This is a genomic window from Photorhabdus sp. HUG-39, from assembly GCF_963878365.1.
In the GTDB taxonomy this organism is placed as follows: Bacteria; Pseudomonadota; Gammaproteobacteria; order Enterobacterales; family Enterobacteriaceae; genus Photorhabdus; species Photorhabdus kayaii.
The window spans coordinates 24,718-49,310 of sequence record NZ_CAWNWY010000018.1 but is presented as its reverse complement, the minus strand read 5'-3'; the positions used below and the strand labels follow the sequence as shown (position 1 = coordinate 49,310).

24 protein-coding genes and 1 pseudogene are annotated in these 24,593 nt (G+C 40.9%); 8 read left to right on the top strand and 17 right to left on the bottom strand.

Going from position 1 to position 24,593, the window contains the following annotated elements; genetic code table 11:
- Nucleotides 1–208: 208 nt before the first annotated feature.
- From mtr to tnaC, 3 genes are all read right to left on the bottom strand, one after another.
- Nucleotides 209–1,453 carry a tryptophan permease gene (gene mtr / locus AAC155_RS13145; protein WP_113042655.1) on the bottom strand — a complete coding sequence of 415 codons (1,245 nt, stop codon included), beginning with the start codon at nucleotides 1,451–1,453 and terminating at the stop codon, nucleotides 209–211.
- A 202-nt stretch (nucleotides 1,454–1,655) separates the two neighbouring features.
- Nucleotides 1,656–3,056 (bottom strand): tryptophanase, encoded by a 1,401-nt coding sequence (tnaA, locus tag AAC155_RS13140; protein WP_113042653.1) that lies wholly within the window; start codon nucleotides 3,054–3,056, stop codon nucleotides 1,656–1,658.
- Nucleotides 3,057–3,178: 122 nt separating this feature from the next.
- Nucleotides 3,179–3,277, bottom strand: coding sequence for a tryptophanase leader peptide (tnaC, locus tag AAC155_RS24505; protein ID WP_113042652.1), 99 nt, complete (start codon nucleotides 3,275–3,277; stop codon nucleotides 3,179–3,181).
- Between the two features lie 227 nt (nucleotides 3,278–3,504).
- Between tnaC and AAC155_RS13135 the strand changes: the two genes are divergently transcribed.
- From AAC155_RS13135 to AAC155_RS13100, 8 genes are all read left to right on the top strand, one after another.
- Nucleotides 3,505–3,657 (top strand): hypothetical protein, encoded by a 153-nt coding sequence (locus AAC155_RS13135; RefSeq protein ID WP_158536567.1) that lies wholly within the window; start codon nucleotides 3,505–3,507, stop codon nucleotides 3,655–3,657.
- Between the two features lie 271 nt (nucleotides 3,658–3,928).
- Nucleotides 3,929–4,360 (top strand): bleomycin resistance protein, encoded by a 432-nt coding sequence (locus AAC155_RS13130; RefSeq protein ID WP_229015825.1) that lies wholly within the window; start codon nucleotides 3,929–3,931, stop codon nucleotides 4,358–4,360.
- Between the two features lie 1,432 nt (nucleotides 4,361–5,792).
- Nucleotides 5,793–7,133, top strand: a complete 1,341-nt coding sequence (locus AAC155_RS13125) for an MATE family efflux transporter (RefSeq protein ID WP_113042648.1) — start codon at nucleotides 5,793–5,795, stop codon at nucleotides 7,131–7,133.
- A gap of 785 nt (nucleotides 7,134–7,918) precedes the next feature.
- Nucleotides 7,919–8,704, top strand: a complete 786-nt coding sequence (locus AAC155_RS13120; protein WP_316250773.1) for a HisA/HisF-related TIM barrel protein — start codon at nucleotides 7,919–7,921, stop codon at nucleotides 8,702–8,704.
- Nucleotides 8,705–8,706: 2 nt separating this feature from the next.
- Entirely contained in the window at nucleotides 8,707–9,891 is a 1,185-nt protein-coding gene (locus tag AAC155_RS13115; RefSeq protein WP_113042643.1) for a phosphoribosyltransferase, read from the top strand.
- 21 nt (nucleotides 9,892–9,912) lie between these two features.
- The gene (locus tag AAC155_RS13110) at nucleotides 9,913–10,575 is read left to right on the top strand and encodes an HAD family hydrolase (RefSeq protein ID WP_113042641.1); all 663 of its coding nucleotides are present in this window, start codon (nucleotides 9,913–9,915) and stop codon (nucleotides 10,573–10,575) included.
- 198 nt (nucleotides 10,576–10,773) lie between these two features.
- A complete protein-coding gene (locus AAC155_RS13105) occupies nucleotides 10,774–12,033 on the top strand; it encodes an adenylosuccinate synthase (RefSeq protein WP_113042640.1) in 1,260 nt (419 codons plus the stop codon).
- Nucleotides 12,034–12,049: 16 nt separating this feature from the next.
- Nucleotides 12,050–12,478, top strand: a complete 429-nt coding sequence (locus tag AAC155_RS13100) for an NUDIX domain-containing protein (protein WP_113042638.1) — start codon at nucleotides 12,050–12,052, stop codon at nucleotides 12,476–12,478.
- Here AAC155_RS13100 and AAC155_RS13095 read toward each other — a convergent pair.
- From AAC155_RS13095 to AAC155_RS13035, 14 genes and pseudogenes are all read right to left on the bottom strand, one after another.
- The gene (locus AAC155_RS13095; RefSeq protein WP_146748098.1) at nucleotides 12,434–12,637 is read right to left on the bottom strand and encodes a hypothetical protein; all 204 of its coding nucleotides are present in this window, start codon (nucleotides 12,635–12,637) and stop codon (nucleotides 12,434–12,436) included. The two genes, AAC155_RS13100 and AAC155_RS13095, sit on opposite strands and share 45 nt — an antisense overlap.
- Before the next feature lie 155 nt (nucleotides 12,638–12,792).
- Nucleotides 12,793–13,098, bottom strand: coding sequence for a helix-turn-helix domain-containing protein (locus tag AAC155_RS13090; protein WP_113042620.1), 306 nt, complete (start codon nucleotides 13,096–13,098; stop codon nucleotides 12,793–12,795).
- Between the two features lie 29 nt (nucleotides 13,099–13,127).
- Nucleotides 13,128–13,943 (bottom strand): MrpH family fimbial adhesin, encoded by an 816-nt coding sequence (locus AAC155_RS13085; RefSeq protein WP_113042618.1) that lies wholly within the window; start codon nucleotides 13,941–13,943, stop codon nucleotides 13,128–13,130.
- A gap of 26 nt (nucleotides 13,944–13,969) precedes the next feature.
- A complete protein-coding gene (locus tag AAC155_RS24500) occupies nucleotides 13,970–14,515 on the bottom strand; it encodes a fimbrial protein (protein WP_113042720.1) in 546 nt (181 codons plus the stop codon).
- Between the two features lie 60 nt (nucleotides 14,516–14,575).
- Nucleotides 14,576–14,908, bottom strand: a pseudogene (locus AAC155_RS24495) (fimbrial biogenesis chaperone); the annotation flags it as partial.
- 402 nt (nucleotides 14,909–15,310) lie between these two features.
- Nucleotides 15,311–16,099: an aspartyl/asparaginyl beta-hydroxylase domain-containing protein gene (locus tag AAC155_RS13075; RefSeq protein WP_113042637.1), complete on the bottom strand. Its 789-nt coding sequence runs from the start codon at nucleotides 16,097–16,099 to the stop codon at nucleotides 15,311–15,313.
- Between the two features lie 12 nt (nucleotides 16,100–16,111).
- Complete coding sequence (locus tag AAC155_RS13070; protein WP_113042635.1) at nucleotides 16,112–16,669, bottom strand: GNAT family N-acetyltransferase; 558 nt, start codon at nucleotides 16,667–16,669, stop codon at nucleotides 16,112–16,114.
- A gap of 23 nt (nucleotides 16,670–16,692) precedes the next feature.
- Entirely contained in the window at nucleotides 16,693–18,027 is a 1,335-nt protein-coding gene (locus AAC155_RS13065; protein ID WP_113042634.1) for an MFS transporter, read from the bottom strand.
- A gap of 6 nt (nucleotides 18,028–18,033) precedes the next feature.
- Nucleotides 18,034–18,699, bottom strand: a complete 666-nt coding sequence (locus AAC155_RS13060; RefSeq protein WP_113042633.1) for a TfuA-like protein — start codon at nucleotides 18,697–18,699, stop codon at nucleotides 18,034–18,036.
- Between the two features lie 3 nt (nucleotides 18,700–18,702).
- Nucleotides 18,703–19,857: a YcaO-like family protein gene (locus AAC155_RS13055; RefSeq protein ID WP_113042631.1), complete on the bottom strand. Its 1,155-nt coding sequence runs from the start codon at nucleotides 19,855–19,857 to the stop codon at nucleotides 18,703–18,705.
- Complete coding sequence (locus AAC155_RS13050; RefSeq protein WP_113042630.1) at nucleotides 19,838–22,864, bottom strand: carbamoyltransferase C-terminal domain-containing protein; 3,027 nt, start codon at nucleotides 22,862–22,864, stop codon at nucleotides 19,838–19,840. Before AAC155_RS13050 ends, AAC155_RS13055 begins: the two co-directional genes overlap by 20 nt.
- Before the next feature lie 51 nt (nucleotides 22,865–22,915).
- Nucleotides 22,916–23,749: a multinuclear nonheme iron-dependent oxidase gene (locus AAC155_RS13045; RefSeq protein WP_113042628.1), complete on the bottom strand. Its 834-nt coding sequence runs from the start codon at nucleotides 23,747–23,749 to the stop codon at nucleotides 22,916–22,918.
- A complete protein-coding gene (locus AAC155_RS13040) occupies nucleotides 23,746–24,330 on the bottom strand; it encodes a hypothetical protein (protein ID WP_113042626.1) in 585 nt (194 codons plus the stop codon). Before AAC155_RS13040 ends, AAC155_RS13045 begins: the two co-directional genes overlap by 4 nt.
- A gap of 1 nt (nucleotide 24,331) precedes the next feature.
- On the bottom strand, nucleotides 24,332–24,592 hold the full coding sequence (locus AAC155_RS13035; RefSeq protein ID WP_113042624.1) for a MoaD/ThiS family protein: 261 nt from the start codon (nucleotides 24,590–24,592) through the stop codon (nucleotides 24,332–24,334).
- Nucleotide 24,593: the final 1 nt, after the last annotated feature.

Below are 24,593 nucleotides of genomic sequence, written 5' to 3'. Positions count from 1 at the left end.
GTCAGGACGTTGTACTAAAGAAATTAAAGCGGTTAACTATTTGTGTACAAAGGGAAGCCATAAGAACTTCCTGTTAATAACCTTGCTGTAAGATGTTAGGAGTTAACAAACTAAATTAACACATAAAAATACCGGCTTTGTTCTCTCCCTTTCGGAGCTTATTTCCGTCAACACCAGGCTCCTGCGGCCCCCCACCGCAGGAGTTTTTTTATGAATAAACGGGCAACAGGTTAAGATTTGATAAGATATGGGCAGCAGCATTTAGTGCGCCAAATAGCAAAATCAAGCCGATCATCACATTACCTCCCCAAACTCGATACATAGGGCTGCCAAATCGTTTACGGGATGCTCTGGCAAGTAATGCAGGAACGATAGCTGCCCAAACTGTTGCAGCAAGGCCAGCAAAACCTATCGCATGAATAAAACCATTCGGATAAATCATGCCACCGACCATTGGCGGAAGAAACGTCACTAATGCCGTTTTAAAGCGCCCCAGTTTGGTATCATCAAATTTAAGGAGATCAGCCAGGTAATCGAACAACCCAAGCGTGACACCAAGGAATGAGCTGGCAACCGCAAAGTTAGAAAAGAGAGTCAATAATAAGCCCAGAGCAGAACTGTTCAATCCTCCACTTAATGATTGAACCAAAACATCAATATTGCCCCCCTTTGCTACGATTTCGACAAAATCAGGCCGGGAAATATTTCCCATTGTTCCAACCAACCAGATCAAATAAAGCACCAAAGCCATTGATGTCCCAATAAACAGACATCTCTTTATTTTTTCTGGTTCTTTTCCATAATATTTCATCAGGCTAGGAACATTACCATGATATCCAAAGGAGGCCAGACAGAAAGGTAAAGTCATTAATATATAAGGCCAGTAAGTTGGATTAACTTCAGTTGTATTAAACAATACCGCCGGTTTAATATTATAAACCAAACCGCCGAACGTCATAAAGAAAGTTAATACCTTAGCACCAAGAATAATCGACGTCATCCTGCTAACAGTTTTAGTACTTAACCAGACAATAAATGTAACAACAAGAGCAAATAAAAAACCAGCAAGCCCAGGTGAAAAATCTATCGATACTTCTCTCATAGCATGTTGAATAATCGATCCACTCGCGGAAATATAAGCGTAAGTCAGTATATATAAAACAAAAGCAAGGGTAATACCATTAATGATATTCCAACCATTGCCTAATAGATCTTTTGTTATAGTACTGAAACTTGAGCCAATTCGATAATTAAGATTGGCTTCCAATATCATTAATCCTGAGTGCAACATGCAAAACCAGGTAAAAATCAAAGTGGCAATTGACCAGTAAAACCATGCTCCTGACATGACAACCGGTAAAGAAAACATGCCCGCACCAATAATCGTTCCACCAATGATCATGGCGCCGCCAAATAAAGATGGAGACGATTTTTTTATCGGCAAAGTAGCCATATATGTTACCCTAGCGTGGCGTTATACCCGTCATCTTTCAAGTTGCCTCTTTGTTGGCTGCACTCGCTCACCCCGGTCACATAATTACCTATGCTCCCGGGGATTCACTCCCTTGCCGTCGCGAAGCATCTTGAAATCCATAGGGTATATAATAAGAAGTATAATTGGGGATGCCCTTAAACAAGGATCATCCCGATTTTTATTATTTAATTGGTTTTAATCTTGCAACGAAATGCCGTAATACGGATGGCTCATAAGTAAACGTTAATCCTTTAATCTGAGGAATTCGCTCCTTCAAGGAAATAAAGGCTTCTACAACATAATCCATATGATCATTAGTATAGACGCGACGAGGAATCGTTAATCGCAAAAGTTCCATTGGTGATGGTTTCTGTTTTCCGGTTGTTGGATCACGACCTAATAACAAAGAACCAATCTCCACACTTCTTATTCCCGCCTCCAGATATAATTCATTATTCAGTGCATGAGCTGGGAATTGTTCCCCTGGAATATGCGGTAATAATAATTTAGCATCAACAAATACAGCATGACCACCGGTTGGATATTGAATAGGAATACCTGCATCTCTTAATCTATTACCTAAATAAGCCACCTGATTAATACGATATGTCAGATAACTCTCATTCATCCCTTCTTCAAGACCAATTGCCAATGCTTCCATATCGCGTCCGGCGAGACCGCCATAAGTCACAAATCCTTCCATTGGCACACAGCGGGTACGCACTTCATTAAAGAGATCTTCATCATCACGGAAACAACAAAGACCACCAATATTGACCAAGGGATCTTTTTTAGCTGACATTGTTAACATATCACCATATTGATACATCTCCTTGACGATCTGTTTAACGGATTTATTTTCATAGCCCTTTTCTCTTTGCTTAATAAACCAAGCATTTTCACAGAAACGGGCTGAATCAATCACCACCGGAATATCATGTTGCTTTGCTATCTCATACACAGCGCTCATATTAGCCATAGAGATAGGCTGACCACCGGAGCTATTACAGGTAACGGTTGTAATAATCGCAACAACATTATCAGCGCCATGTTCTGCTATCGTTTTTTTCAATTCATCAATATCAAAATCGCCTTTCCAATCATAATAGGTGGTTGTATCAAAGGCTTTTGACGTGACAACATTAATCGCTTTCGCGCCATTTAATTCAACATGAGCCGCTGTCGTATCAAAATGGAAATTAGAAATAAAAACCGGATGCGTTGCGCCACCTTGTGCTTTTTTCCGAGCAATTAATGTCGGGAATAAAATCTGTTCTGCTCCACGCCCTTGATGGGTTGGAATAGTATATTGGTAGCCAATTAATTCATTAACTTTATCACATAGATGATAATAGTTACGGGAACCTGCATAAGCTTCATCCCCCATCATCATTCCTGCCCACTGGCGATCACTCATTGCTCCAGTGCCAGAATCCGTCAGCAAATCAATATAAACCGCGTCACTAGGTAATAGGAACGGATTATATCCGGCTTCTTCTAATGCTTTTTCACGTTCGGCACGAGTAGTCATGCGAATATTTTCTACCATTTTAATACGGAAAGGTTCTGGAATACGTTTCATATATATTTTTATCCAATAATTGGCTATACTGCATAATTCAGACAAATTTCCAAAAACAGACAGAAATATGCCAAAATAAATATAGTGATTAAAAAATTTAATTTTAAATATAACCAGAACAGTTAATCAGGGAAAAAATGAGAAATACGGTGATCGACATTAAACCATGCTTTCATATTACAAGAACAGATAAAATAATAACGTAAAAATATAGAAATCATAAAATGAATTTATTCCCTGATTAAAATCAGCCATTAAGATATAGATAATATTTAAATTATCCGTGACCAATTCCACAAAAATAGAAAACAGCAGAAATATAATTTTATATATAGATTCAATTTAATGAATCAGATAAATCAACAAGAAAAACAGATAATATACCCTATGGATTTCAAGTTGCATCGCGACGGCAAGGGAACGAATCCCTGGGAGCATAGATAACTATGTGACCGGGGTGAGTGAGTGCAGCCAACAAAGAGGCAGCTTGAAAGATGACGGGTATAAATTGATTTTAATAAATATAACAATACAATTAACTATACCCTATGGATTTCAAGTTGCATCGCGACGGCAAGGGAACGAATCCCTGGGAGCATAGATAACTATGTGACCGGGGTGAGTGAGTGCAGCCAACAAAGAGGCAGCTTGAAAGATGACGGGTATATATCAATTAAATAAATTACTAACACAGAAAACCACCCCATAAGGGCTTAAAAGAACAAGTTAAATAACATAAAAATTAATAGAATTATTTACCCTATTTTTACAGGAATAAAAAATAGCTTTATTAGACTATAACACCTTTACTCTGGATAAAATTAATCCATTCTCATATAATAAAATAGGCATCGTAGAATATAGGATAAAATATGGAACAACATAAACCCTATTGGAATCGTATGGTTCCAGAACTTACTGTTACTGACTTTTCTCTATCTCTGGATTTTTATCAAAGAATTCTCGGCTTCCAGTTGCTTATTCGACGAGATAATCCAGATTTTGCATACTTAGCACTTGGTGAAGCACAACTGATGCTTGAAGTATTACATGATGATGGTTGGAACACAGCCTCATTAAATTATCCTTTTGGGAGAGGGGTGAATTTTCAGATTGAAGTTGATGATTTAGCCCCTTTACTGCACAGCTTAAAAGTTAATAACATCAAACTATACCGAGAGGTTAAAGATAATCACTACCGTATTGATGAAGTCATTGCATGCCAACGAGAATTTCTTGTGCAAGATCCTGACGGCTATCTGCTACGTTTCAGCCAATTCATAGAAAATATAATGGCGTATTAATTTAAATAGCCTTAGTTAATTAACATGAAAAATATAAACCTTGATAGCTAAAATAGACTTTCCAATTTACTCTATTTTTAAATCATATATCCTATAGCCATATACCCGATGGATTTCAAGATGCATCGCGACGGCAAGGGAGTACAGCCAACAAAGAGGCAACTTGAAAGATAACGGGTATAAATCACTTTATAAAAACCCGCCCTTTATTAAAGGGCGGAAAATAGAAAAAAAAGAGGTAGAATTCCGCATAACACAATAATATCACGCAATAATATTACACAATAATTATGCTAACTGAATATTAATAGAATTCCATTTTCTATTAGCTATTCTTTTCAGATCCAATAGACATTGGATAATTATAAGCTGAATGATTAGGCGCTTGAGAACCGATAATACATGTTGCAGTATGAGATGAAAAAATAACGCATTTTGCCGCACATATAGGAAAGTGCGGGTACAATATACAAGCATGGGTAGATGTAGAAAAAGCAGAAAAGAAAGTCAACGTTAAAAGGGCCAAAAGTAACTGGTGTTGTAGTCTATTTATCATCATATCACCTCGCTGAATGGTATATTTTCATTTCCTTATATTCGACTCCTTTAAATTAATTATAGAGCAAAATTTAACCACAAAAATTTTTTTATCACTCCGTTGATAAATCGTTTAAGTTATCATAAAAAACTGAATGATCAGATTTGGAAAATCCCATAATCCAACAAAATTATTCAGCGATATAAAATCATAAATAAAATTTAAATAAAATCACCTAATGATTTATTAAACACATAAGGCATCCATTGACTGGTAAAGTTGGTATATCATAAATACTAATAATATATTAAAATAATTATTTTAAATATTTGGCATTTAAATTTTTTATCAATTAAGATAATCATTTAAATATCTTAATTATTTACCATGAAATTTATTTACTTGTTGATCTAAATTTCCTCGCAACAAATGTACTGTGTACTGATAATACTGTCGTCACAGTATACGCATCCACCACATGTAACATGCTAAGCAAAAATTTATCAATTCCGCTAACACATTCGACAAATAGCAATGCTAATATTTGCTGCCAATCATTTCCCTTATGATGCTAATTGATCGTTATTTGCTTCGTACCACAAGGGGTTGTTCAAGCAGAAAAAACCAATCACAGAATTCAATTTTTATCTTTCCATACCCTATAGATTTCAAGATGCATCGCGACGGCAAGGGAGCGAATCCCCGGGAGCATAGATAACTATGTGACCGGGGTGAGTGAGTACAGCCAACAAAGAGGCAACTTGAAAGATAACGGGTATATATCTCATCTCTGTTAACGGATAAATAAACCATGTACAATGCCTGAATATTTTCTGAGTACGCAGCATCTCAAGAAATAATTCATTTACCTTTTTCAATAAGCAGGTTTTTCAAATGCATCAAACTGATGTTACTGAGCGCTCGCTCTTTTCGTTAAGCTGGCCGATTTTTATTGATATTCTTCTCCATCTGGCTACTTTATTAATTAATACTTATATGGTGAGCCATGTTTCTACTTCTTATCTGGCTGCTATGGCTGTAGGTAATCAGGTATTTGATCTGTTTATCACTATCTTCAACTTTATCAGTGTTGGTTGCAGTGTCGTTATTGCTCAATATATTGGTGCAGGCAAACGGGATAAAGCCAGCCAAGCGATCCATATTTCTATTGCATTCAACTTTTTACTTGGGTTTAGCTGTGCGCTGATGACTATCTTCTTCGGCTATAAGATCTTGTCTATCATGAATATGCCGGAACATCTGATGGAAGATGGTTTTAACTATCTGCACATTCTGGGTATCTGTCTTATCCCTGAAGCTATTTCGATTATTCTGGCGGCGTGTTTGCGGGTTTATGGGAAATCCAAACCGGCAATGTATGTTACTTTGATTGCTAACTTGCTGACAGTGCTAGGTAATATGATCGTCCTGTATGGTTTCTTCGGATTACCTAAATATGGTCTGGAAGGAGTCGCCTGGTCTACAGTCTTTGGCCGGATTGTTGCCGTGATCCTATTATTCTGTCTGCTCAGTTATGGCCTGCGGATCAAATTTACGCTGGCAGGTTTCCTACGCTGGTCACAGGGTATGTTGGGCAAAATCTTATATATCGGTTTACCCGCTGCGGGTGAAAACGTAGTGTGGATACTGCAATATATGGCGGCCATAGCATTCATTGGACTGATGGGTGAAATTTCACTGGCAGCACAAACACTCTATTTCCAGCTATCACTGTTTGTGATGTTATTTGGCATTGCCACCAGCATTGGTAACGAAATTATGGTTGGTCATCTGGTCGGTGCAAAGCGGTTTGAAGATGCTTATATTCGTGGCATTAATAGTCTGAAAATCGGCTGTATCGTCACTATTGGCGTGGTCACTGCTTTCTGGCTGCTCAAAATGCCGATTCTGCATTTTCTGACGCAAGATGAAGCCATTATCAAACTGTTGTTACCCCTATTCTTGCTATCCGTTTTTCTGGAGCCAATCCGTACCGCAAATATTGTTATGGTGAACGCATTGCGTGCTTCCGGTGATGCTCGTTTCCCACTTTATGCAGCCATATTCTTTATGTGGTGTATTGCTATTCCAGTGGGGTACTATTTAGGGATCAAAATGGAAATGGGCATTTTAGGTATCTGGATCGGTTTCTTCTGTGACGAATGGTTGCGTGGACTCACTAATATCTGGCGTTGGAAATCTAAAAAATGGCAAACTAAGCGACTCGATATTTGAATGATTAAAATAACTGTTCAACCAGTCGCCTTAACGTAGTTCCTTCCCGTTAAACTCCCATAACAAGAGGTACCCAATAGGTGCCTCTTGTTCATTTAAAGTCATAAATAAGCACTATCGCCAACGTCCAAAATAGTCAGTCATTAAAGAAAACCAATTCTCAGAGGTTTCTCAGAAGCTGACTGGTACTATTATTGAATAATAACCTCAGGTTAATAAGCGAAATTCTATATTCTAAGTGTTGCGATCAATATCATTGTAAATATATACCCGTCATCTTTCAAGTTGCCTCTTTGTTGGCTGCACTCACTCACCCCGGTCACATCCTTATCTATGCTCCCGGGGATTCGCTCCCTTGCCGCCGCGATCCATCTTGAAATCCATAGGGTATATTTTATATAAATCAGAATATACTATAATAATTGCTTGAAAAACAGATTTATATTATTTGTAATAATTAAAATATTAGATAAATAACACTGAATTTTCCCTATCAACATTAGTAGAATTCATTTCCGACATATTTAAATTGAATCTCTATTCACCTTCCCCTAAATTAACTCTTCTTAAGTAAACATAAGATTAATTGGCTGAACAAAGTTATCCAAATTGTTATATTTAGCTAATAACCTTATTGAGAAATTTTTTCTTTTCACTATTATGAATTAATGAATGGTTATTAAGCTCATTAAATTAACCCCTCTGTTTTTGGGCATATTTATTGCGTTGCAACTTGTAATTTCATTAATCACAAAACGTTATTAATTTTTAAATAATTAATTAGGATGCATTTAATGATAAGTAAGGAAATATTCGAGATATTTCCCTCTGTGGATATTGTTGACGGAATAGCAATGACATCGAATTCCGCAATTCGATTAACCCGAGGTGAAAGCCCAACATTACGGAGACCTTTAGGTACCCCGGCAGAAGTAGCACTAGCCTGGCAAAATGCCGGGGCAAAATGGATTCATGTTGTTGATCTTGATGCTGCGTCAGGACGTGGCTCAAACAGCCATCTTATTGCCGATGTCCTGGCTGCGGTCGATATTAACGTACAGGTCTGTGGCGGAATCAGAGATGAAACCATCTTGCGCAAAGTATTAGCAACGGGATGCCAGCGAGTTAATTTGGGGACCGCAGCATTAGAACATCCAGATTGGTGTGCCCGAGCCATTGCAGAATATGGCGATAAGATCGCCATTGCTCTTGATGTAAAAAACACATCGGAAGGTTATCAACTGGCAACGCATGGATGGAATGTCAGCAAAGGTAATCTCTGGGATCTCCTTGAGCGCCTCGACAAACAGGGTTGCCAACGCTACGTCGTAACCGATGTTGAGCGGGGAGGCATGATGAGTTCGCCAAATTTCACGCTATTACAGGAAGTCTGCGCGAAAACGTCATCACCCGTCATTGCCGGCGGCGGAGTATCGAGCCTGGATGATCTCCGCGCATTAGCCGATTTGTCCACTATCGGTGTTGAAGGTGCCATTCTTGGTCAAGCTCTACATATTGGTAAGGTTCCTCTCGAAGATGCCCTTGCTGCAACACAATCACCGAGACGCTAAATATGTCTGAATCTTTATCTCCTGCTTTGGATCTTCGTTCTATTGGTTTACTAGGCGAATTGCGTGGCGTACCTGAAACACGCTATTTAACGAAAGAAGTGATGGCGCTACCTGGCTTACTCACAGAGAAGCCAGCATTCGTCGGTTCCCGCGGTACCGCCTATTACGAACAAAAACCGTGTCACGAGCTACTGATGACGGCGAAATATTACACAGAATACATCTCTCAACTTGAGTGTAGCGATAAGCTGTGTACTGCCCCATCAAAATATATATTGGCCGATCATAGTTTGGCAAAATTGCTGAGAATTGTTGATAGCTTATTAAGTTCTCCACAGACGGTTAACGAAGATATTGTGCCATTCATCGATGGGATCAAAGAGTGCGCTAAAGTCGTCAGTTCAACGCTGATGGGCACACCATTTACTTTTTCACTCTCGCCAATCCATGACCTGAAATTGCCATTGTCTACGGAACACAAAGTGCCCAGACCATTTATTGAAGGAGATAATCATCTGTTAACTTTGGCCGCAGCCCAAATTGACATATGCTCCAACTCCTCAGTTGTTGGCATCATGTTAGGAGGATCAGCGGCAGCCGCAGTCACAGCCGCAGCATGGAATAGTGAGCTCAATTTAGTGAAAGTTTCACGTTACGATGATACGTCTTGCAAGAGCAATCATCTCTGGGGGCGCAAAATTCCATCAGGACAAACCGTGACAATTATTGATGATAATTGCGGAACAGGAGACACCTTACGTCAGGCAATCGATCTGGTCATGGCCCAAACCGGACAACGCCCAAAGGCCCGAGCCGTCGAACTACATTGGGAAAAATTATTACGTACTCGCGTTTATGGGCATGCTGATCGTGTATTCAACCCTGAAACTTTAGATGTCTTGACGCCTTGGTGTTTCAGACATCATAAGGTCCTGAATCGCTTAATTGATCAGCCTTTCGCTGATGATAAATATGCTCATACAACCACGGCGGATTGGGTTGCCTATTCATATAGTTTATTGTCTGTCCTTCATGACACCCTGACAGATTCAACATGGGCAGCCAACTTATTGCATTTTTTATTAAATCTAAAAGCACAAACACCACTGAATAATTATGAACAGCCAATTGATGCATTTAAGGCCCTGGCATATCAATGTTCTGAATGTTCGGTTCGCAAAAGTTAATTTGGAAAAGGGGAGTTAAATATGACAACAGCACATATTATTTGGGATTGGAATGGTACATTACTTAATGATGTCAATGTTTCATTGAGTGCAACCAATTTCGCATTGGCAGAAATTGGTATTGACCCTCTAACGCTGGAACAATATCGGGAATATTATTGTGTTCCAGTACAAACTTTCTATAAACAAGTGATTGGCCGTGAACCTTCATCTTCTGAATGGTCAGTGATCGGAAAAACGTTTAATTTTCACTATCGGCCAGGTATTCAGAAAGCCAGTTTAACGGAAGGTGTGAGCCAACTCCTCGCTTCCCGCTATAAAACAGGTGCAACCCAATCATTATGTTCACTGATGGAGCATAATGAATTAATCCCTATGCTTGATAATCATGGTATTGGCAAATTCTTTACCCAAATAGATGGTAGAAATACGCCATTATTGACAACCGGCAAATCAGAGCAGTTAGCTAACCATCTCAAAAAACTCAATGTTGCTCCCGAGCAAAGTGTGGTTATTGGAGACGCTACTGATGACGCAATTGCCGCATTAGCGGCAGGAACTCATGCCATTCTTTATACCGGAGGAACCCACAGTCGTATCAGTCTTGAAACCGCGGGTGTTCCCATTGTTGATACATTAAGTGAAGCCCTATTAATAGCAGATTCTTTGGTCCATAAACAGTAATAAAGAAGCTGTTCAAAATAATCCAATAAGAAAGGGATCATTTATAACGATGTACAAATAGATATTGATCACATTAGTTTTAAAAGAACAGCTTAGTATTTAAAAGCAGATTATTCATTTAAAAAATCATCAAAGATGATGATTTAACTATTATTTTGAATAAGCCAATAGATAATTAAGGAATTAAGGAATAGATTTATGTTAACTGCTGTAGTTGGACTCCAATTTGGAGATGAAGGTAAAGGAAAATTTGTTGACTATTTATCTGGCAACATCAATAACATTGCTCGATTTAATGGCGGCGCTAATGCAGGTCATTGTGTGCAACATGGTAATCTAAGAGGCTCATTTTCCCAATTACCAGCCTCACTCAACAAAAAGAATTTATATATCTGCCAAGGCGCTTTAGTCAGTCTTCCCATTCTGGTTAGAGAGATCGACTTTATACAAAAAGAAAAAATTGATTCTAATATATTTATCGACCCACGATGCCATATCGTCTTACCATTACACTCTGAGTTAAATAGAGCATCAGAAAAATACAAAGGTAAGCAGAAGATAGGTTCAGTTGGTGTCGGTGTGGGTGCCTGTGTTGAAGACAAAGCCAACCGTCATGGCATTCGGCTTATTGATACCCTTGATAAAGAAAAATTAAGAAGTAAATTAGAATTTCTTTGGAGTATCAGGGAAAAGCAGATTAAACATGTTTTTAATGCACAAACCACATTAGATTTTGAAGAGATGTTAGAAACAACACATCAATATGGCAAGAGGATAGAACCCTATTTCACGTTCACTAATGAAATTATCGGTGATTTACTTAATTCGGGAGAAGATGTTTTACTTGAGACATCACAAGCCACTTTCTTGGATAATAGTTTTGGTACTTATCCTTATACCGTGGCATATCAGACATTAGTGCAAACCTGCTTTGCCATGATAGGTATACCAGCACAAAAAATACATATTGTCGGTGTGATGAAATCCTATATGATCCGTGTAGGCAACGGGCCATTCCCCACTGAATTATCGACAGAACAGGCTGATTATATTCGAGAGCGTGGGAACGAATATGGTACCGTTTCAAAAAGGCCAAGGCGTTGTGGCTGGCTGGATTTATCCCTGATTAAACATGCGGTGAAACTCAATGGTGTAACAGAACTCGCCATAACGAATGTTGATGTTCTTGCTGGCTTACATGAAATAAAAGTCGCTATTGCCTATGAAATTGATGATAAACTCGTCTGTTGTGATGATGCATTATTGGAGCTCAATAAAGCCAAACCCATCTATAAGACATTTAAATCCTGGAGCGCACTTAACTCATCATATACAGATTTAACGGAGCTACCTATTGAGCTGATTGATTTCTTATCTTTTATTCAAGACTATGCTGGTGTCCCAATTAAGTATATTTCATATGGGCCAGACAGGAATCAGACATTAGTAGCGAAATAAAAGCGTGGAGAAAATAATGATTAACTATGTAACAGGGTTTATGTTTTCTAAAGATAAAAAACATGTCTCCCTAATTTCAAAATTACAACCCAGTTGGCAAAAAGGGAAGCTCAATGGGATTGGTGGAAAAATAGAAGCGGGAGAAAGCCCCCAACAGGCAATGGCAAGGGAGTTTACAGAAGAAGCTGGCATTGAAACACGTCCTGAAGAGTGGCGACTATTTACTGTCTTAACTCGTCCTGACGTTTATCAGGTAAATTTTCTCTATATGTATGATGATCGTGTCTATTCTGTCAATTCTATTGAAAAAGAGATCGTTAATATCTATGAAGCAAATTCATTACCCGATAATGTGATCTATAATTTACGTTGGTTGATCCCTATGGCAGCCGATGAGCATTTACGCTTCGATAAAGAAATAGAAATAACAGAAATGCGGGGTTAAATACGGTATATACCCGTCATCTTTCAAGTTGCCTCTTTGTTGGCCGTACTCACTCACCCCGGTCACATAGTTCTCTATGCTCCCGGGGATTCGCTCCCTTGCCGTCGCGATGCATCTTGAAATCCATAGGGTATATCTGAACTTTAATAACTTCTTCAAAAGGGGAGATGGATAAGAATGGACTCTTTAATTTGTGGTAATAACATTGTGGTAATAACATGGCTGACAGAGAAATCATAAAAGTGACCGTTCCGTCGGTCACAAAACTCAGTCATCAACGGGTTTATAGATCCCCCGATTGGAGTCGAGATCAGTTAACATCCAAATTTACCCAATGTAGCCTCAGCAATAGGGATATATTGGTCTGTTAATTTATTGATGCTGTTATTGGTAGCAGGATAACTACAATCAAGGAAAAACCAGTTTATCGGCGTCTCCAATATTGAAGCGATCCGCACCAGATGGGATAAATTAATTCGGTTTATCCCTCTCTCATAACGTGAGAGTTGTTGCTGACTAATACCTATTTTTTCCGCCAATTTGGCGGCAGTCATACCCAACTCTTTCCTTCTTTTTTGAATACGCTTCCCTACTAATAGATGATCTTGTTTCATTTTCATCCCAGCCTTTAAATTAAAAAAACACCTTTTTATGGCATCGCCAAAATTATTGCCCCTGATCCTGAGAAAGGTCCTGCCTCTACTCTGCCATTTTTCTGTAAAATTGATTTCACTGTAACGGCTACATTTCCTCCCGCCGGTACAAACACAGCAACGCCGTCTTCACCATTTTTCTCATTTAATAGCAACTTAGCTTTCAAGCTACCATCACTTCTTAAAGGTACTAATCCCCTATCAGGTCCCGTCGCTGTCACGATAATCTCTATGTCTACATTGCAGGTCACATTGATATTTTCCGCTCTGGTTGCGCCTTCCAATTTTGCCTCATCAATACTACCGTAATTAAGTTCAACGGAGCCTTCTCTGACCTGACAAAATCCTATCGGTGGTGGTGCAACGCCACATAAAGATCCGGGTAATAATCTTCCATGAAAACCATTTTGATCGGTTTCATAAAATAGCCCGACACACTCCTGATGCGATCGAATCGCAGGGCCGAAATGTTTTGCAACGCCGGTAATCGGAAAACTGGTATATTTCAATATCTCCGCCTGCACTTGTTTCATTGTCTTGAATCTTTCTACGCGAGTATTGAATAGCCTATAGGGCTGCCCTGAATATCCATCAGCAAAATGGCGATGGTTAACCGATATCCAACACGCAGAATAACCATAACAAGGATTTGGCGTAAAATCGTTTTCTGGGTCCCAACGTTCAATGACAAAAGTATAATAGGCATTTGTGGGAATGCCCTCGGATTTAGTGATATATGAAAATATCGATGCAGCCGCACTTGATGAAAACAGCAATAAAAGTACCAGGCAAACAGAAAATAACTTTTTCATTTAAGTACCTAATAAAACCGTGCAAGTTAGTCATAATTCAGATTAAATGTCGCAATCGCATGAAATGCGCCTCGCTTAATCGTCTGGTTAGCTAGCGCAGTGGGTTCTGCCTGCACATATGCTTGCAGTGCAATCAAGTTTTCACCCTCTTTTAACGGATAGGCATCTCCCTCTTTATTCAACGACAACCGTTTGCCTTCTGCCATTTCTATACCAATGGCAATCCCAGCGGCTTGGCTCCCAGCACTTAACGCTAATAAGCCCGGCAATTGCGTATTTTCCATGCCACTGAATGTCAGTTTAATCGATTTGCCCACACTCATATCGCAACCAGATAATCTGAGCAGAAAAGGTTCGCTATGGGTCCTACCATGCAGATACAAATATTTTTCAGACATTGTTGCAAAATCGAGCTGGATATCTTCATCACCCGGATTAATCGTGCAAGGTTCTTTAACCAATGCACCGTGAAAACGCATATTATCCTCAGCCTGTACCCCTTGATGACCATAAACCGTGGCAGCAATAACCATAAAACCAACACGCAACACGAATAATTTTAAATATTTCATTAAGTTTCCTTTCACTGGTATTCCGCCGGAGACATTCCGCTGGGAGCGATTATCGGATTCAGAGCTTAACGGAATGACCTTCGCCGTAAACCAGAACAGCGATTCCCGGTCGATAGGCAGCGACGGACCAGTTTTGACGATGCGCACCTGATTCTGGCTGTCTGGTTCCATACGAAACAGGGGAGGCGTCACCAGAAATGGGGCGGTTTTGTCTCCCGCAGAAGTAGAGCTGATTGTCGCCTGTATTAAATAGACCACCTCTTTACTAGTATTGCTCACTGAGGCGGTTGTCGCGCGGCTATCCGCTGGATAGATAATGCGGGTAGTATTGATCCCCACCCCTTCCGCCTGCGCGGAAGTAACCGGGCAACCTAACAGACCGGTCACTATCATTGCTGTCATCAATCTTTTCACTGACTCACCTGAAAATGTCTGGTTTGGTATTGCGTAAGTGCCTATCTCAATAGGCGTAATTGTTGCAGGCCATTCTTATCAATGAACAGTGAGCACTGCCCAGGTTCAAAATGGCAAATAAAATAGCCTTATTAGGATAGGTAGTAAGTAAGAATTGGCCCTCCCTGTCCAATTCCACCTTTAGCGTGATAGCGTTATCACCTGCTACTCTGGGACTATATTGGGGATCTTTTAGGTTAATTGCAGTGCCTCGTGGCACAGGCTTATCATTTATCGTTAGGCCAACCGCATGGTCGACAATTGCAGCATTACCAGTGTTGTTAACAAGCTGAAAGTAAGCGCCGCCTTTGGTTCCTCAGCAAATGCTAAAACCATAAAAGATTATTTTTGTCTTTCTGATACATTAGCCAGAACAATACCCAGTTCTGTGACAGCATAAACTTCAGCTGGAGTAAGTTCAGGGTGTAATAAATTAATCAGCAAAATATCCCTGTCACGTTCCGAGTGGTTATAAGCACTATGCAAAAAACTGTGATCGAAAAAGATAGCCTTACCTTCTTCCCAATGACGTTCCTCACCCGCAACCACCAAACTACAGTATTCAGGGATATTGATACCGAGATGGCAGGTGATCTGTACATTGGTCCAGTCATAATGTTCCGGTAAATAGCTACCGGCTTTCAGCCTCATGAAAGAAATCTCACCACGCCAAGGAAAGAGTTTGCCTTCAAGCTGAGTAATCACCTCTTGCAGTTGAGGAAAGTGAATGGCTTTATCACTAAATTTTCCCCTGCTCCACAATGAAATAGATGACCAGTCATTATCACCAAGGTTTTTGAAAAGAGTGCGCGAAGTATAACTTGTTAAGAGCTCTGCTGCTGCCATGAACTCCGACTTGATTGTATGATAATGTTCTTCAAGCAGTGTCGCGACTTGCGATGTCACATCTGTGCTATCTGCTTCAATCCATGGCCCATTGTTCATATCTGGAAAAAACATCAAGCGCGGTTTCTGTTGAGAATGTTTCGGTTTATTCTGCTGCTCGCCAGTCAACCCAGAAAAAAATTTTTCAAGTCGTGTTGTTGTACCCGACCCATAAAGCTCACGCGTTTGAACAACCAATTCTGACAGCGCTTGCTTTAAATAATGTTGTGTTGTATGAAGGCTCACTGATCTACCTCCTTAGTTTTCAAACACGTACGAATTAAGGACATGATCTTGCCATTTACCATTAATTTTTAGATAAGAACGGGCAAAACCCTCCTGCATGAACCCCAGCCTAGAGAGTGTTTTTTTACTGCGCTCATTGTCCGGCAGATGGTTTGCCATAATACGATGAAGTCCATAGTGCTGGCGTATCCAAGGTAATGCTGCTGCTATTACTTCTGACATCAGTCCCTGACCTTCATGGTGTAGATCAAGAGAAAAACCCAAATAACCGGCCTGAAAAACCCCATATACGAAATTAGTGAAATTGACACTTCCTACCACCTCATCTTTGCCTGTGAGGGTAAACACCAGCAGCAAACATTTTTTAGCCTGATAATCTGGCCATACATCAGCAATACGCTGTGTAATATTTTTGCGTGTGTAGAACTCTGGAGAACGCAAAGGTTCATACGGTGCAAAGTTGTCTTTGTTTTTGAGTAAAAAAAACTCCAGTGCTGGAGCAAAGTCTTCGGTCAGAACATAAACGTCAGTTCTGGCTGTGGAGAAAAGTCTTATTTTGCCTGCTTGCATGACACATCATTCCTTACAGTGGTTTAATTAAGAGGTTGCAACTCAGAATGTTTGGTATCTGTTTGTGGAGCAATTTTCAGGTAAAACGCAAAAATTCCCCCTATCAATGCAATAGCAGCTATTTCCAGCAAGACATATTGCGCTGGTTCGGCACCAGTACCAGTAAAGGTTAAATAAACAGAATATGCCCCATATAACACAATCACAGTACTCATCACAAGGCTCAGAGAAAGTGCTCGAATCTCCTCTGGTAAACGAGCAAGAAAATTACTGATCGCTACGTCCTGACCAATAGTGACGGTAGCCCTAAAAAACAGGACGTATAGGATCAATGCGAAAATACCATTAACATAGAGGTAAAGAAGGTAGCAAAACACCGAGAGTAGCATCAGGCTGACGAAAGAAATTATAATCATCGAATTATCTGAGAATTTTGCTGCTACACGTGGGACTATCATACCCTTAACATAGTGAGCCACATCAAACGATGCAATAAACAAAAACAGAGGGACTAGGTAAATCATTTTAACTTCCATGATATTGTATTCCCTGAATTCAGAAACCATGAGATAAGTGTGAACATGAACCATGGAAAAATTCAGGAAAATGATTACCACAGAAAGTTTCAGTAAAGTCAGCCATTGGGAATGAGATAACCCACGCAGATGCGTAATAAAATGACGCAACATGCTTTTACGCGCGATATGTATGCCCTGTTTTGCGTGATGATCATGCATACCATTCATTTGAGGAAAACGCCATAGCCATATTCCAAGGCAAATAAACATCGCAGCCGGAATAAATAACATGGTTTCAGCATGTCCGATCATTCGGTAAAGCACTAACAAAACCAGTAAAAAAAGAACCGGAACGATAGAAACTATTTCTTTGCCGTACCGTTGAGAAAGCAGGATTGCCTTGGTGCGTAAAGTATGTTCTTCACCATGTTTAACGATTTGGTAATCAATCAGATCCTGTAACATCGCCTGATAAGCACCAGAAATCAAAGCCATCCCTATGGCGCTTAAAAAAGAGCTGAATATAAGCAGTGCAATTTGCGCATCGATATTATCTGTAGTTGCAAGCGAGCAATACAGTGCGAGCAGAGCAATAGTAGTAAACCAACTTCCTAAGGCAACACTTTTAAAATGACCTAACCGATCAGCCAGCAATCCGGAAGGAATCTCCAAGAAGAGAGATGAGTAAAATGCGATGGAAACACGTAATGAGACTGCAGCACCAAACATGCCTCCCAAAGCCCCAACCAATAAATGACTCATTTGGTTTGATGTTGATTGCATTGCACGAAATGTACTATCCAGGTAGCCAATATTTTTTAACCAATTCTGATTTTTCATTACTTATTACTCACATCTTGCCAAATAAAATTTCACTAAATAATCGATTGCTAACTTGGAATCTTGTTTTTTAGGGTGCATAGCATCGTCTTTAAATAAAGAACGTAACTTCGCTACGTCTAAATACGGAGCAACCTTAAGCATGGCGTTAATAACCAGATCAATGTAACGTTCATACCAAATGATTCGCCGTATCAGAGCCATCATCTGGCGTTTTTGTAGTGCGCTTATCTGCCCCCCTATCATTAGATAGCAAGCAATATGTTCTATATGCACGTAAGAAAGGGTGATCTCCTGATAACTCCCCATATGATATCGCAAGGCCACATCTGCATCAGAGTGGTAATATCCGAACAGATATCCCTGAAATACTTGTCCTATCCCTACCATTCCTTGACTATAGCAATCTGCGGCACGCAATGCCCCCATACTGGAACTGCCAAGTAGTATTCCCCCTGCTTTGATAAAATCTAGGCACTCCACTACGGTAATCGACATATTGCTACCAAAAAGGCCATCCGTGATCAGAACAGGCCTACCACTCCCCAACAGAGCCAGTAAGTCACCCGCTTGGACTGGCGGGCGAAACTCAATTATTGAGTCATAACGTGGGTCACGGAGCAAGGAGGGACCACCAAACACAACTGGCTTTTGTTTACGAGCAAATAACACGATTTATTGTCTCCTTCTCGGATTGACGTGCCAGTCAAATAACCCTGGAATAACAGCTTTCACCGTATGAAAAGGCACCTCAGGCAGAGATAAGTCTATGATATAAACGTGTTCATTCCCTTTTTCCGCCAGTTTTCTGGTTAAAAGTCTGGTAGCAGAGGCAAGTGTTGCTGGGGCATCCTGCGCCAGCGGCATACTTACCGTTTCATAATGTTTGTGGAATAATTCACGCAACATGTAAAAACGTGAATGATTAAAAAAGCTTTTATCGTTGTACTTCTTCTGATGACGACTCAAATCTTCTCGTGACGCCTGCAAACTGACCACTAGCCCCTGAACAGCCTCCATTAAAGCGGCATCCAGCGCTTGCGTTTCAGTGAATCCAGAGGCGAAACCTGCAATCATAAATTTCGGCCCCATACTGGTAGGATCGTATAAAGCCACATAATAGGTCGGTATCGCCCCGTGAATACGTAAGGCGAAACTTTCATATCCTTTATCAAACAGATTCAGCCATAAGGTTTTTGTCGGCGGATGGTTGATGCTTTCCGGATCGATAATATCTGCACAAATACTCGACAAACAGTTCTGGTAAAATTGGGAGATAATATTACGTTCAAAGGATTCCAGAATAGCGAAACAGATAGCTTCCTCTAAGATACCGCCACACGCTAGTCCTGAAGTATGTGCGCGTATATTCACCCGCTGTGCATCCGATCCGTGATAAGGAAACTGTACTTCTACAGCCGGTAACAAGACCTTTTTCCCGGTTTGTAACTCATATCCCGGTACCCAGTCTTCGATGTCACATTCCGGATCAAACCCTAGCAGCCTTAGTATGAGCCGGTCATCATGTTGAGCATCGTGACGGATGATAAGGTCATCACACCAGCAAGCACAGTGACGCTCATAGGCCTCCATTAATGCACTACAGGTAGCGACACATAGGCTACGCCCTTTCCCTTGGGTGGTTGATATTTGCCCTTTTTTTAATGTGGTTCGAACAGCATTTACTACACTGACTCCGGCAATATCTACAAATTCGCCAACAGAAGCCAGGCGCGAGATCCCCAGTTTTTTACGCATTGGTAAGGCTAATTTCAGCGCCTCTTGGGTCGAGTAGCGGCGCAATCCTGCTTCAGTGAAAGAGTTTTGCATGCTCAGATTTCTCAGTAAAATCACAGGCAATATTCAGAAACTTCAGTCGAACGTAGTTCATTATGTTTTTTCTGAGCAGGGGGCTTAACTCATCATATATGGCTTGGGTATCCGCTAGAGACGATTGCCTAACCAAGCGTAGAAGAGCTTGATATAACGAAGCAGTAATGACCTGATTGCTACCTTGATATTCATGGCTCAGCATGTGACGCAGCTCGTTTTTCTCAAGAATACCACTTAACCGACAACCTGGGCTCAGGCGCAACAGTCCAGGAAGCGTTTCCGTGTTAAACTCCGGGGTGGATAGCTCAACGATATAATCACCGAATACTACCGCATCAATATGAGTGGAAAGCAACATTTCGATCGCTTGTTGAGGCTGTTCTACGATAGGTTGTCCACGCACATTAAACGATGTATTCAGCAAGATGGGAAACCCCGACCGCTCGCCAAATGCAGTCAGCAAAGCATAGATTTCTTCATTGTCGCTGGCAGATACCGTTTGTACTCGTGCTGAGCCGTCTACATGAGTAATAGCGGCAAGCTGCTCACGATATTCAGGGCGAACAGGCAACACTTCAAGCATATATTTATAGTCTCCTTCACCTTCGAAATAACGGCTCAGGTGTTCGGCAGTAACCATAGGGGCAAAAGGACGAAAATCTTCACGGAACTTCACCCAACGGTTGATAAATTTCCATTTTTCCATCGAACAAGGGCTGGCAAGCAATGAACGGGCACCCAAAGCACGCGGGCCAAATTCAGCCCCTTTAGTGCAAGAGTAATAGCCAATGACTTGCCCGGCATACAACCGTTCGGCCAGCATGACGGTATCAATGGGCTTCACGACCACCCGGTCAGCGAATAAATTAAGGGCACTGGCAATATCTTCATAACCGTAAATTTTCCCCAGATAATCGTGACTAAAAGCGTCGCTAAGAATTCGAGCATGCCTTTTATAATAAGCAGCATTAGCAGCACCGATGGAAATGCCTGCATCATGCTGAGCGGGGAATAAATAGAAATCGCGCAAGTGAAAGTTCTGACGCACTTTGTAGTTCACCACAGAATTCAGAGCGACCCCTCCTGTCATAACTAAAGGCTCACTATTCGTGATACAGTAATGTTCCAAGCGGGATAAGATCCCTTTTTCCAGAACCAGTTGTACCGAGGCAGCCAGATCCGCGTAATCCATCACGTTACGTGCTTTTTCGCTAAATTTCTGCTTCCAAGTATAGCCAAAAGAGATACCCTGCGGGCTTTCAATGGCGATTTCTTCAGCAAATTTCGGTATACCATAAGGCGCAAGCCCCATTAATTTGCCGGAAGCATGCCAAGAGTTAAAGACCAGCTGGCTCACAGAGGCATAAGCCTCACCCAGTGAGTAACTGCCTGCTCGAATATTAAACGACGGACTATATTCACGGTTTAGCAGTGTATACCCATCCTCACGAAAGGCATAATGTGAAACTACGTGCAATTCCGGTTTCTGTCCCTTAAGCCCGGCATTTAAGTACTCTGAAAACTCTTGCCCGGAAATCAATAGATCATTCTGACCCACCACGCTGCCACCTGAACCATCCACTACCACAATATTTCCTCTGGAAAATCTCGACCCTGACCAGGCAGCAAATGCATGACACAAGTGGTGGCTAACAACCACAACCTCCGGAGAGAAGGGATCAAACAGCGAGAAATCTGCGCTACAAACTGGCTGGTTCAGCCCGATATACTCCGGCGTTGCTGATTGAATGTTATAGGCAAAACAGTTCACATCTTCCCGCGTCAATCCAGCAGCATCCAAGCAATAATCTACAGCTAGGGTAGTATCTAAGTATTGGTGCCCGTCACGTTTAACTCGGGTTAAGCGCTCAAGCTGAATGCCATAGCGAATTTTTCCGTTAATCATCACACAGGCAGAGGCATCGTGGCTTGCAGATATGCCAACAATGACCTCATCGTCGGGAGCAACAACCGGTTGCGAGCCTACGCATTCCACTGCCAGCATGTTCTGACATGCCACCGTCATGCGATCAAGTTGCCCTGTAGCGTATACCGTGATACTGAGGGACTGATTACCAGACAACTGCGCCGATATTAATAATGTACCTCTTTGCCCTACAATTTCTTGTCCGTTAACCATAGCCGTCAGGCGTGTCTGGCGGGCAATGGATCCCTGATAAGAAGCCACCAGAGCAATTTGACCATTGTCGCCTGATGCCCCCGTCGTAAGCAGTATTTCCGCCTGCCTAGAACGTTCCAAAGGAACAACCCATGTCTGAGGCATATGCTCTTGCTCTGGGAAATAATCAAAAAGATAGCTCCCCTGAAATGGCTGGCTCAGGTAGATCATTGCTGCATGTAATGCATGGCGGTCATGAGTCATTTGCTCTTTTTTTAGCCATAGATGCAGCTTTCCAGCTAACCTAGCAAGATAGACTACCGCAGCAGAGGTACCTTTTGTTGTGGTCAGCATACCTTGCTCATCGTAGGTAGAATAATCACATTCTTTAACCAGAAACTCGATATTGCCCCATCCCAAAGGTGTCATACCTGGAATACCACCATTATGACGTAATAATGCTACACCTATAGTTTCACGGCATGACCCAGGAAAACGCTGACGATCAGAATCATGGCCCACGGAGGCCAAAATATAAGGGGCCAGAGTTTTATCGTGGAAGGTTGACAATGACGTATGAAGATCAGCCATATACTCATTTTCGGCCAGAGAATAAGCATGGGCTTCTATCGGGCAAATACCAAAGCGTTCCTGTATATGAGCACGCAACCCCAAATATCCTTGTTCAAACGCATCCAAATAGCTAGCTGAAATCAAATCCAAAGAGGTTTGCATCGTCCATGGAAAAGGAACTTGCGATAAAACATTCGCAATTTTGGCGGTATGGCTATGTAAATCATTCTGTTGAGTAACATCATTAAGCCTGATCAACTGATTTCTTTTAGCACTATCAATAAGAAGAATAGATGTCCTGTCGTTTTTCATACATTGCCTTATTTGCAAAAGCTTGATTATCAGCCCAGTTTGTCTGTCTACTCAGAACGAAGGGGTAAACGCCATTTGCTGGCAAACATATTCAATATTCCGCAGGTCTGTACGAATCACATCCGGGGTAATACCCACTCCTAACTCATATGTCACAGCTTTTAGATTCGGGCACTGAGCCAGTGCTTGTTCCAGTAGTGGGAAAACATCGTCAACAATTGGTTCTGAATGTGTATCACGATATCGCCATGAATGAGTTGGATGTACACTCCCTCCGGCAATGTGAATTTCATTCACAGCGGACAAAGGCAGGCTAGTCAGTACAGCCTCTGGCTGTTGGTCAAAATAAATGGAGTATGAAAATACATGGCTGATATCTAAAACAACGTTACACCCTGTCGCATCAACCAACCGATGAAAAAATTTACCTAAAGCCATATCCCCGGCAGCAATACTGAAAGAAGGTATTTCCGCAGAAAAAGGAATACTGGAAACAGATTGAATCTTCTTCACACCCTCAATCGTCATTGCCAGCACAGGCTCACAAAGCACAGGCGCAGCGAAATAAGGTAAGTTATAAGGCCCGATATTCCAGATACCGATATCTTCCAAGCACCAGACCGCCTTAAGAATCTTACTAATGGCATTTTGCTTTACAAGCACATCAGGGCGTAACCCATCAATGCCAGCAGGCTCCATTCCAGAAAAATGATGAATCATGGGATACTGGGAAAATGCATTACGGAATGTATATGCAACGTCTTCATTAGGGATGGCCACGACAGACAAATGACTGATACCGTTTGGTGCTAATTGCAATAATTCAGTTAATTTATGACCGTAACTATGTGTATAATCAATTCCTAACCCTACTCGTGCACTCATACAGCCTCCCGACAGGATAATGCCACTTTGCCATTTTCATTATGAAAGCGCAGTCTGGCTGATTTATTTTTAAAATTCATTTCTTTGAGAGAGTTGGCTGTATTTAATTGAGCCAGCATAAAGTAGAGATTACAATCAATCTCTTCTGTAAGAGTATTTTCATGAGTTCTGGAAATCGTAGAACTCCATGGTGAATCTTCCATCCCGGTAGAAATACCAGAATAAATACCATCGATAAGAAAAAGGATTTTCTCTTCTTCTCTTAGTCCTGCGTGCTTACAAACAAAATAGCAAAAACTCTCAATCAGAGTTCTGCTATTCCAGTTCCAGAAGCTGTCCGATTCACAGTATTGATTGACAAGCTCAAGGAAAAAATCCTTACTAAAAAAATGTGGAGCAAAATGCATATCTGCATAAAGCACGGTACGTAAATTCCTGCGACGTGCAGCTCGTTCAATTACTATCCTGTCACCGTTCATTGTGGAATGAATGTAACCATACTCTTTTTCAGCATCTGCAATACGATAATGATCGCTATATAATAGCGACACGTAGGCCTTTTGTAATAGCTTCGCGTCCATTTCACCCTCCTGAAATAGCGATGTCAAAGGACAGCCTATCACCATCCTTTAATACAGGATTACTCTCTACCGACATAACATTATTTATAAACAACGTAACAAAAGGTTTAACCTTAAAATTATTTCCTTTATACGTCGCAATCAAATAAAAAATATCGGGGTATTGCTCCTGCATTTCTTTTAATATTTCATGAAGATTATTGGCTGCGATATTAATCTGTTTACCACTACTGACAGATTCAGGAAACGATATCTCAATCATA

Excerpts from the sequence above, each read along its gene's own strand:
- mtr (WP_113042655.1), bottom strand. The coding sequence starts at position 1,453 with ATGGCTACTTTGCCGATAAAAAAATCGTCTCCATCTTTATTTGGCGGC.
- tnaA (WP_113042653.1), bottom strand. The coding sequence starts at position 3,056 with ATGAAACGTATTCCAGAACCTTTCCGTATTAAAATGGTAGAAAATATT.
- tnaC (WP_113042652.1), bottom strand. The coding sequence starts at position 3,277 with ATGATTTCTATATTTTTACGTTATTATTTTATCTGTTCTTGTAATATG.
- AAC155_RS13130 (WP_229015825.1), top strand. The coding sequence starts at position 3,929 with ATGGAACAACATAAACCCTATTGGAATCGTATGGTTCCAGAACTTACT.
- AAC155_RS13125 (WP_113042648.1), top strand. The coding sequence starts at position 5,793 with ATGCATCAAACTGATGTTACTGAGCGCTCGCTCTTTTCGTTAAGCTGG.
- AAC155_RS13120 (WP_316250773.1), top strand. The coding sequence starts at position 7,919 with ATGCATTTAATGATAAGTAAGGAAATATTCGAGATATTTCCCTCTGTG.
- AAC155_RS13115 (WP_113042643.1), top strand. The coding sequence starts at position 8,707 with ATGTCTGAATCTTTATCTCCTGCTTTGGATCTTCGTTCTATTGGTTTA.
- AAC155_RS13110 (WP_113042641.1), top strand. The coding sequence starts at position 9,913 with ATGACAACAGCACATATTATTTGGGATTGGAATGGTACATTACTTAAT.
- AAC155_RS13105 (WP_113042640.1), top strand. The coding sequence starts at position 10,774 with ATGTTAACTGCTGTAGTTGGACTCCAATTTGGAGATGAAGGTAAAGGA.
- AAC155_RS13100 (WP_113042638.1), top strand. The coding sequence starts at position 12,050 with ATGATTAACTATGTAACAGGGTTTATGTTTTCTAAAGATAAAAAACAT.
- AAC155_RS13090 (WP_113042620.1), bottom strand. The coding sequence starts at position 13,098 with ATGAAAATGAAACAAGATCATCTATTAGTAGGGAAGCGTATTCAAAAA.
- AAC155_RS13085 (WP_113042618.1), bottom strand. The coding sequence starts at position 13,943 with ATGAAAAAGTTATTTTCTGTTTGCCTGGTACTTTTATTGCTGTTTTCA.
- AAC155_RS24500 (WP_113042720.1), bottom strand. The coding sequence starts at position 14,515 with ATGAAATATTTAAAATTATTCGTGTTGCGTGTTGGTTTTATGGTTATT.
- AAC155_RS13070 (WP_113042635.1), bottom strand. The coding sequence starts at position 16,669 with ATGCAAGCAGGCAAAATAAGACTTTTCTCCACAGCCAGAACTGACGTT.
- AAC155_RS13065 (WP_113042634.1), bottom strand. The coding sequence starts at position 18,027 with ATGAAAAATCAGAATTGGTTAAAAAATATTGGCTACCTGGATAGTACA.
- AAC155_RS13055 (WP_113042631.1), bottom strand. The coding sequence starts at position 19,857 with ATGCAAAACTCTTTCACTGAAGCAGGATTGCGCCGCTACTCGACCCAA.
- AAC155_RS13050 (WP_113042630.1), bottom strand. The coding sequence starts at position 22,864 with ATGAAAAACGACAGGACATCTATTCTTCTTATTGATAGTGCTAAAAGA.
- AAC155_RS13045 (WP_113042628.1), bottom strand. The coding sequence starts at position 23,749 with ATGAGTGCACGAGTAGGGTTAGGAATTGATTATACACATAGTTACGGT.
- AAC155_RS13040 (WP_113042626.1), bottom strand. The coding sequence starts at position 24,330 with ATGGACGCGAAGCTATTACAAAAGGCCTACGTGTCGCTATTATATAGC.
- AAC155_RS13035 (WP_113042624.1), bottom strand. The coding sequence starts at position 24,592 with ATGATTGAGATATCGTTTCCTGAATCTGTCAGTAGTGGTAAACAGATT.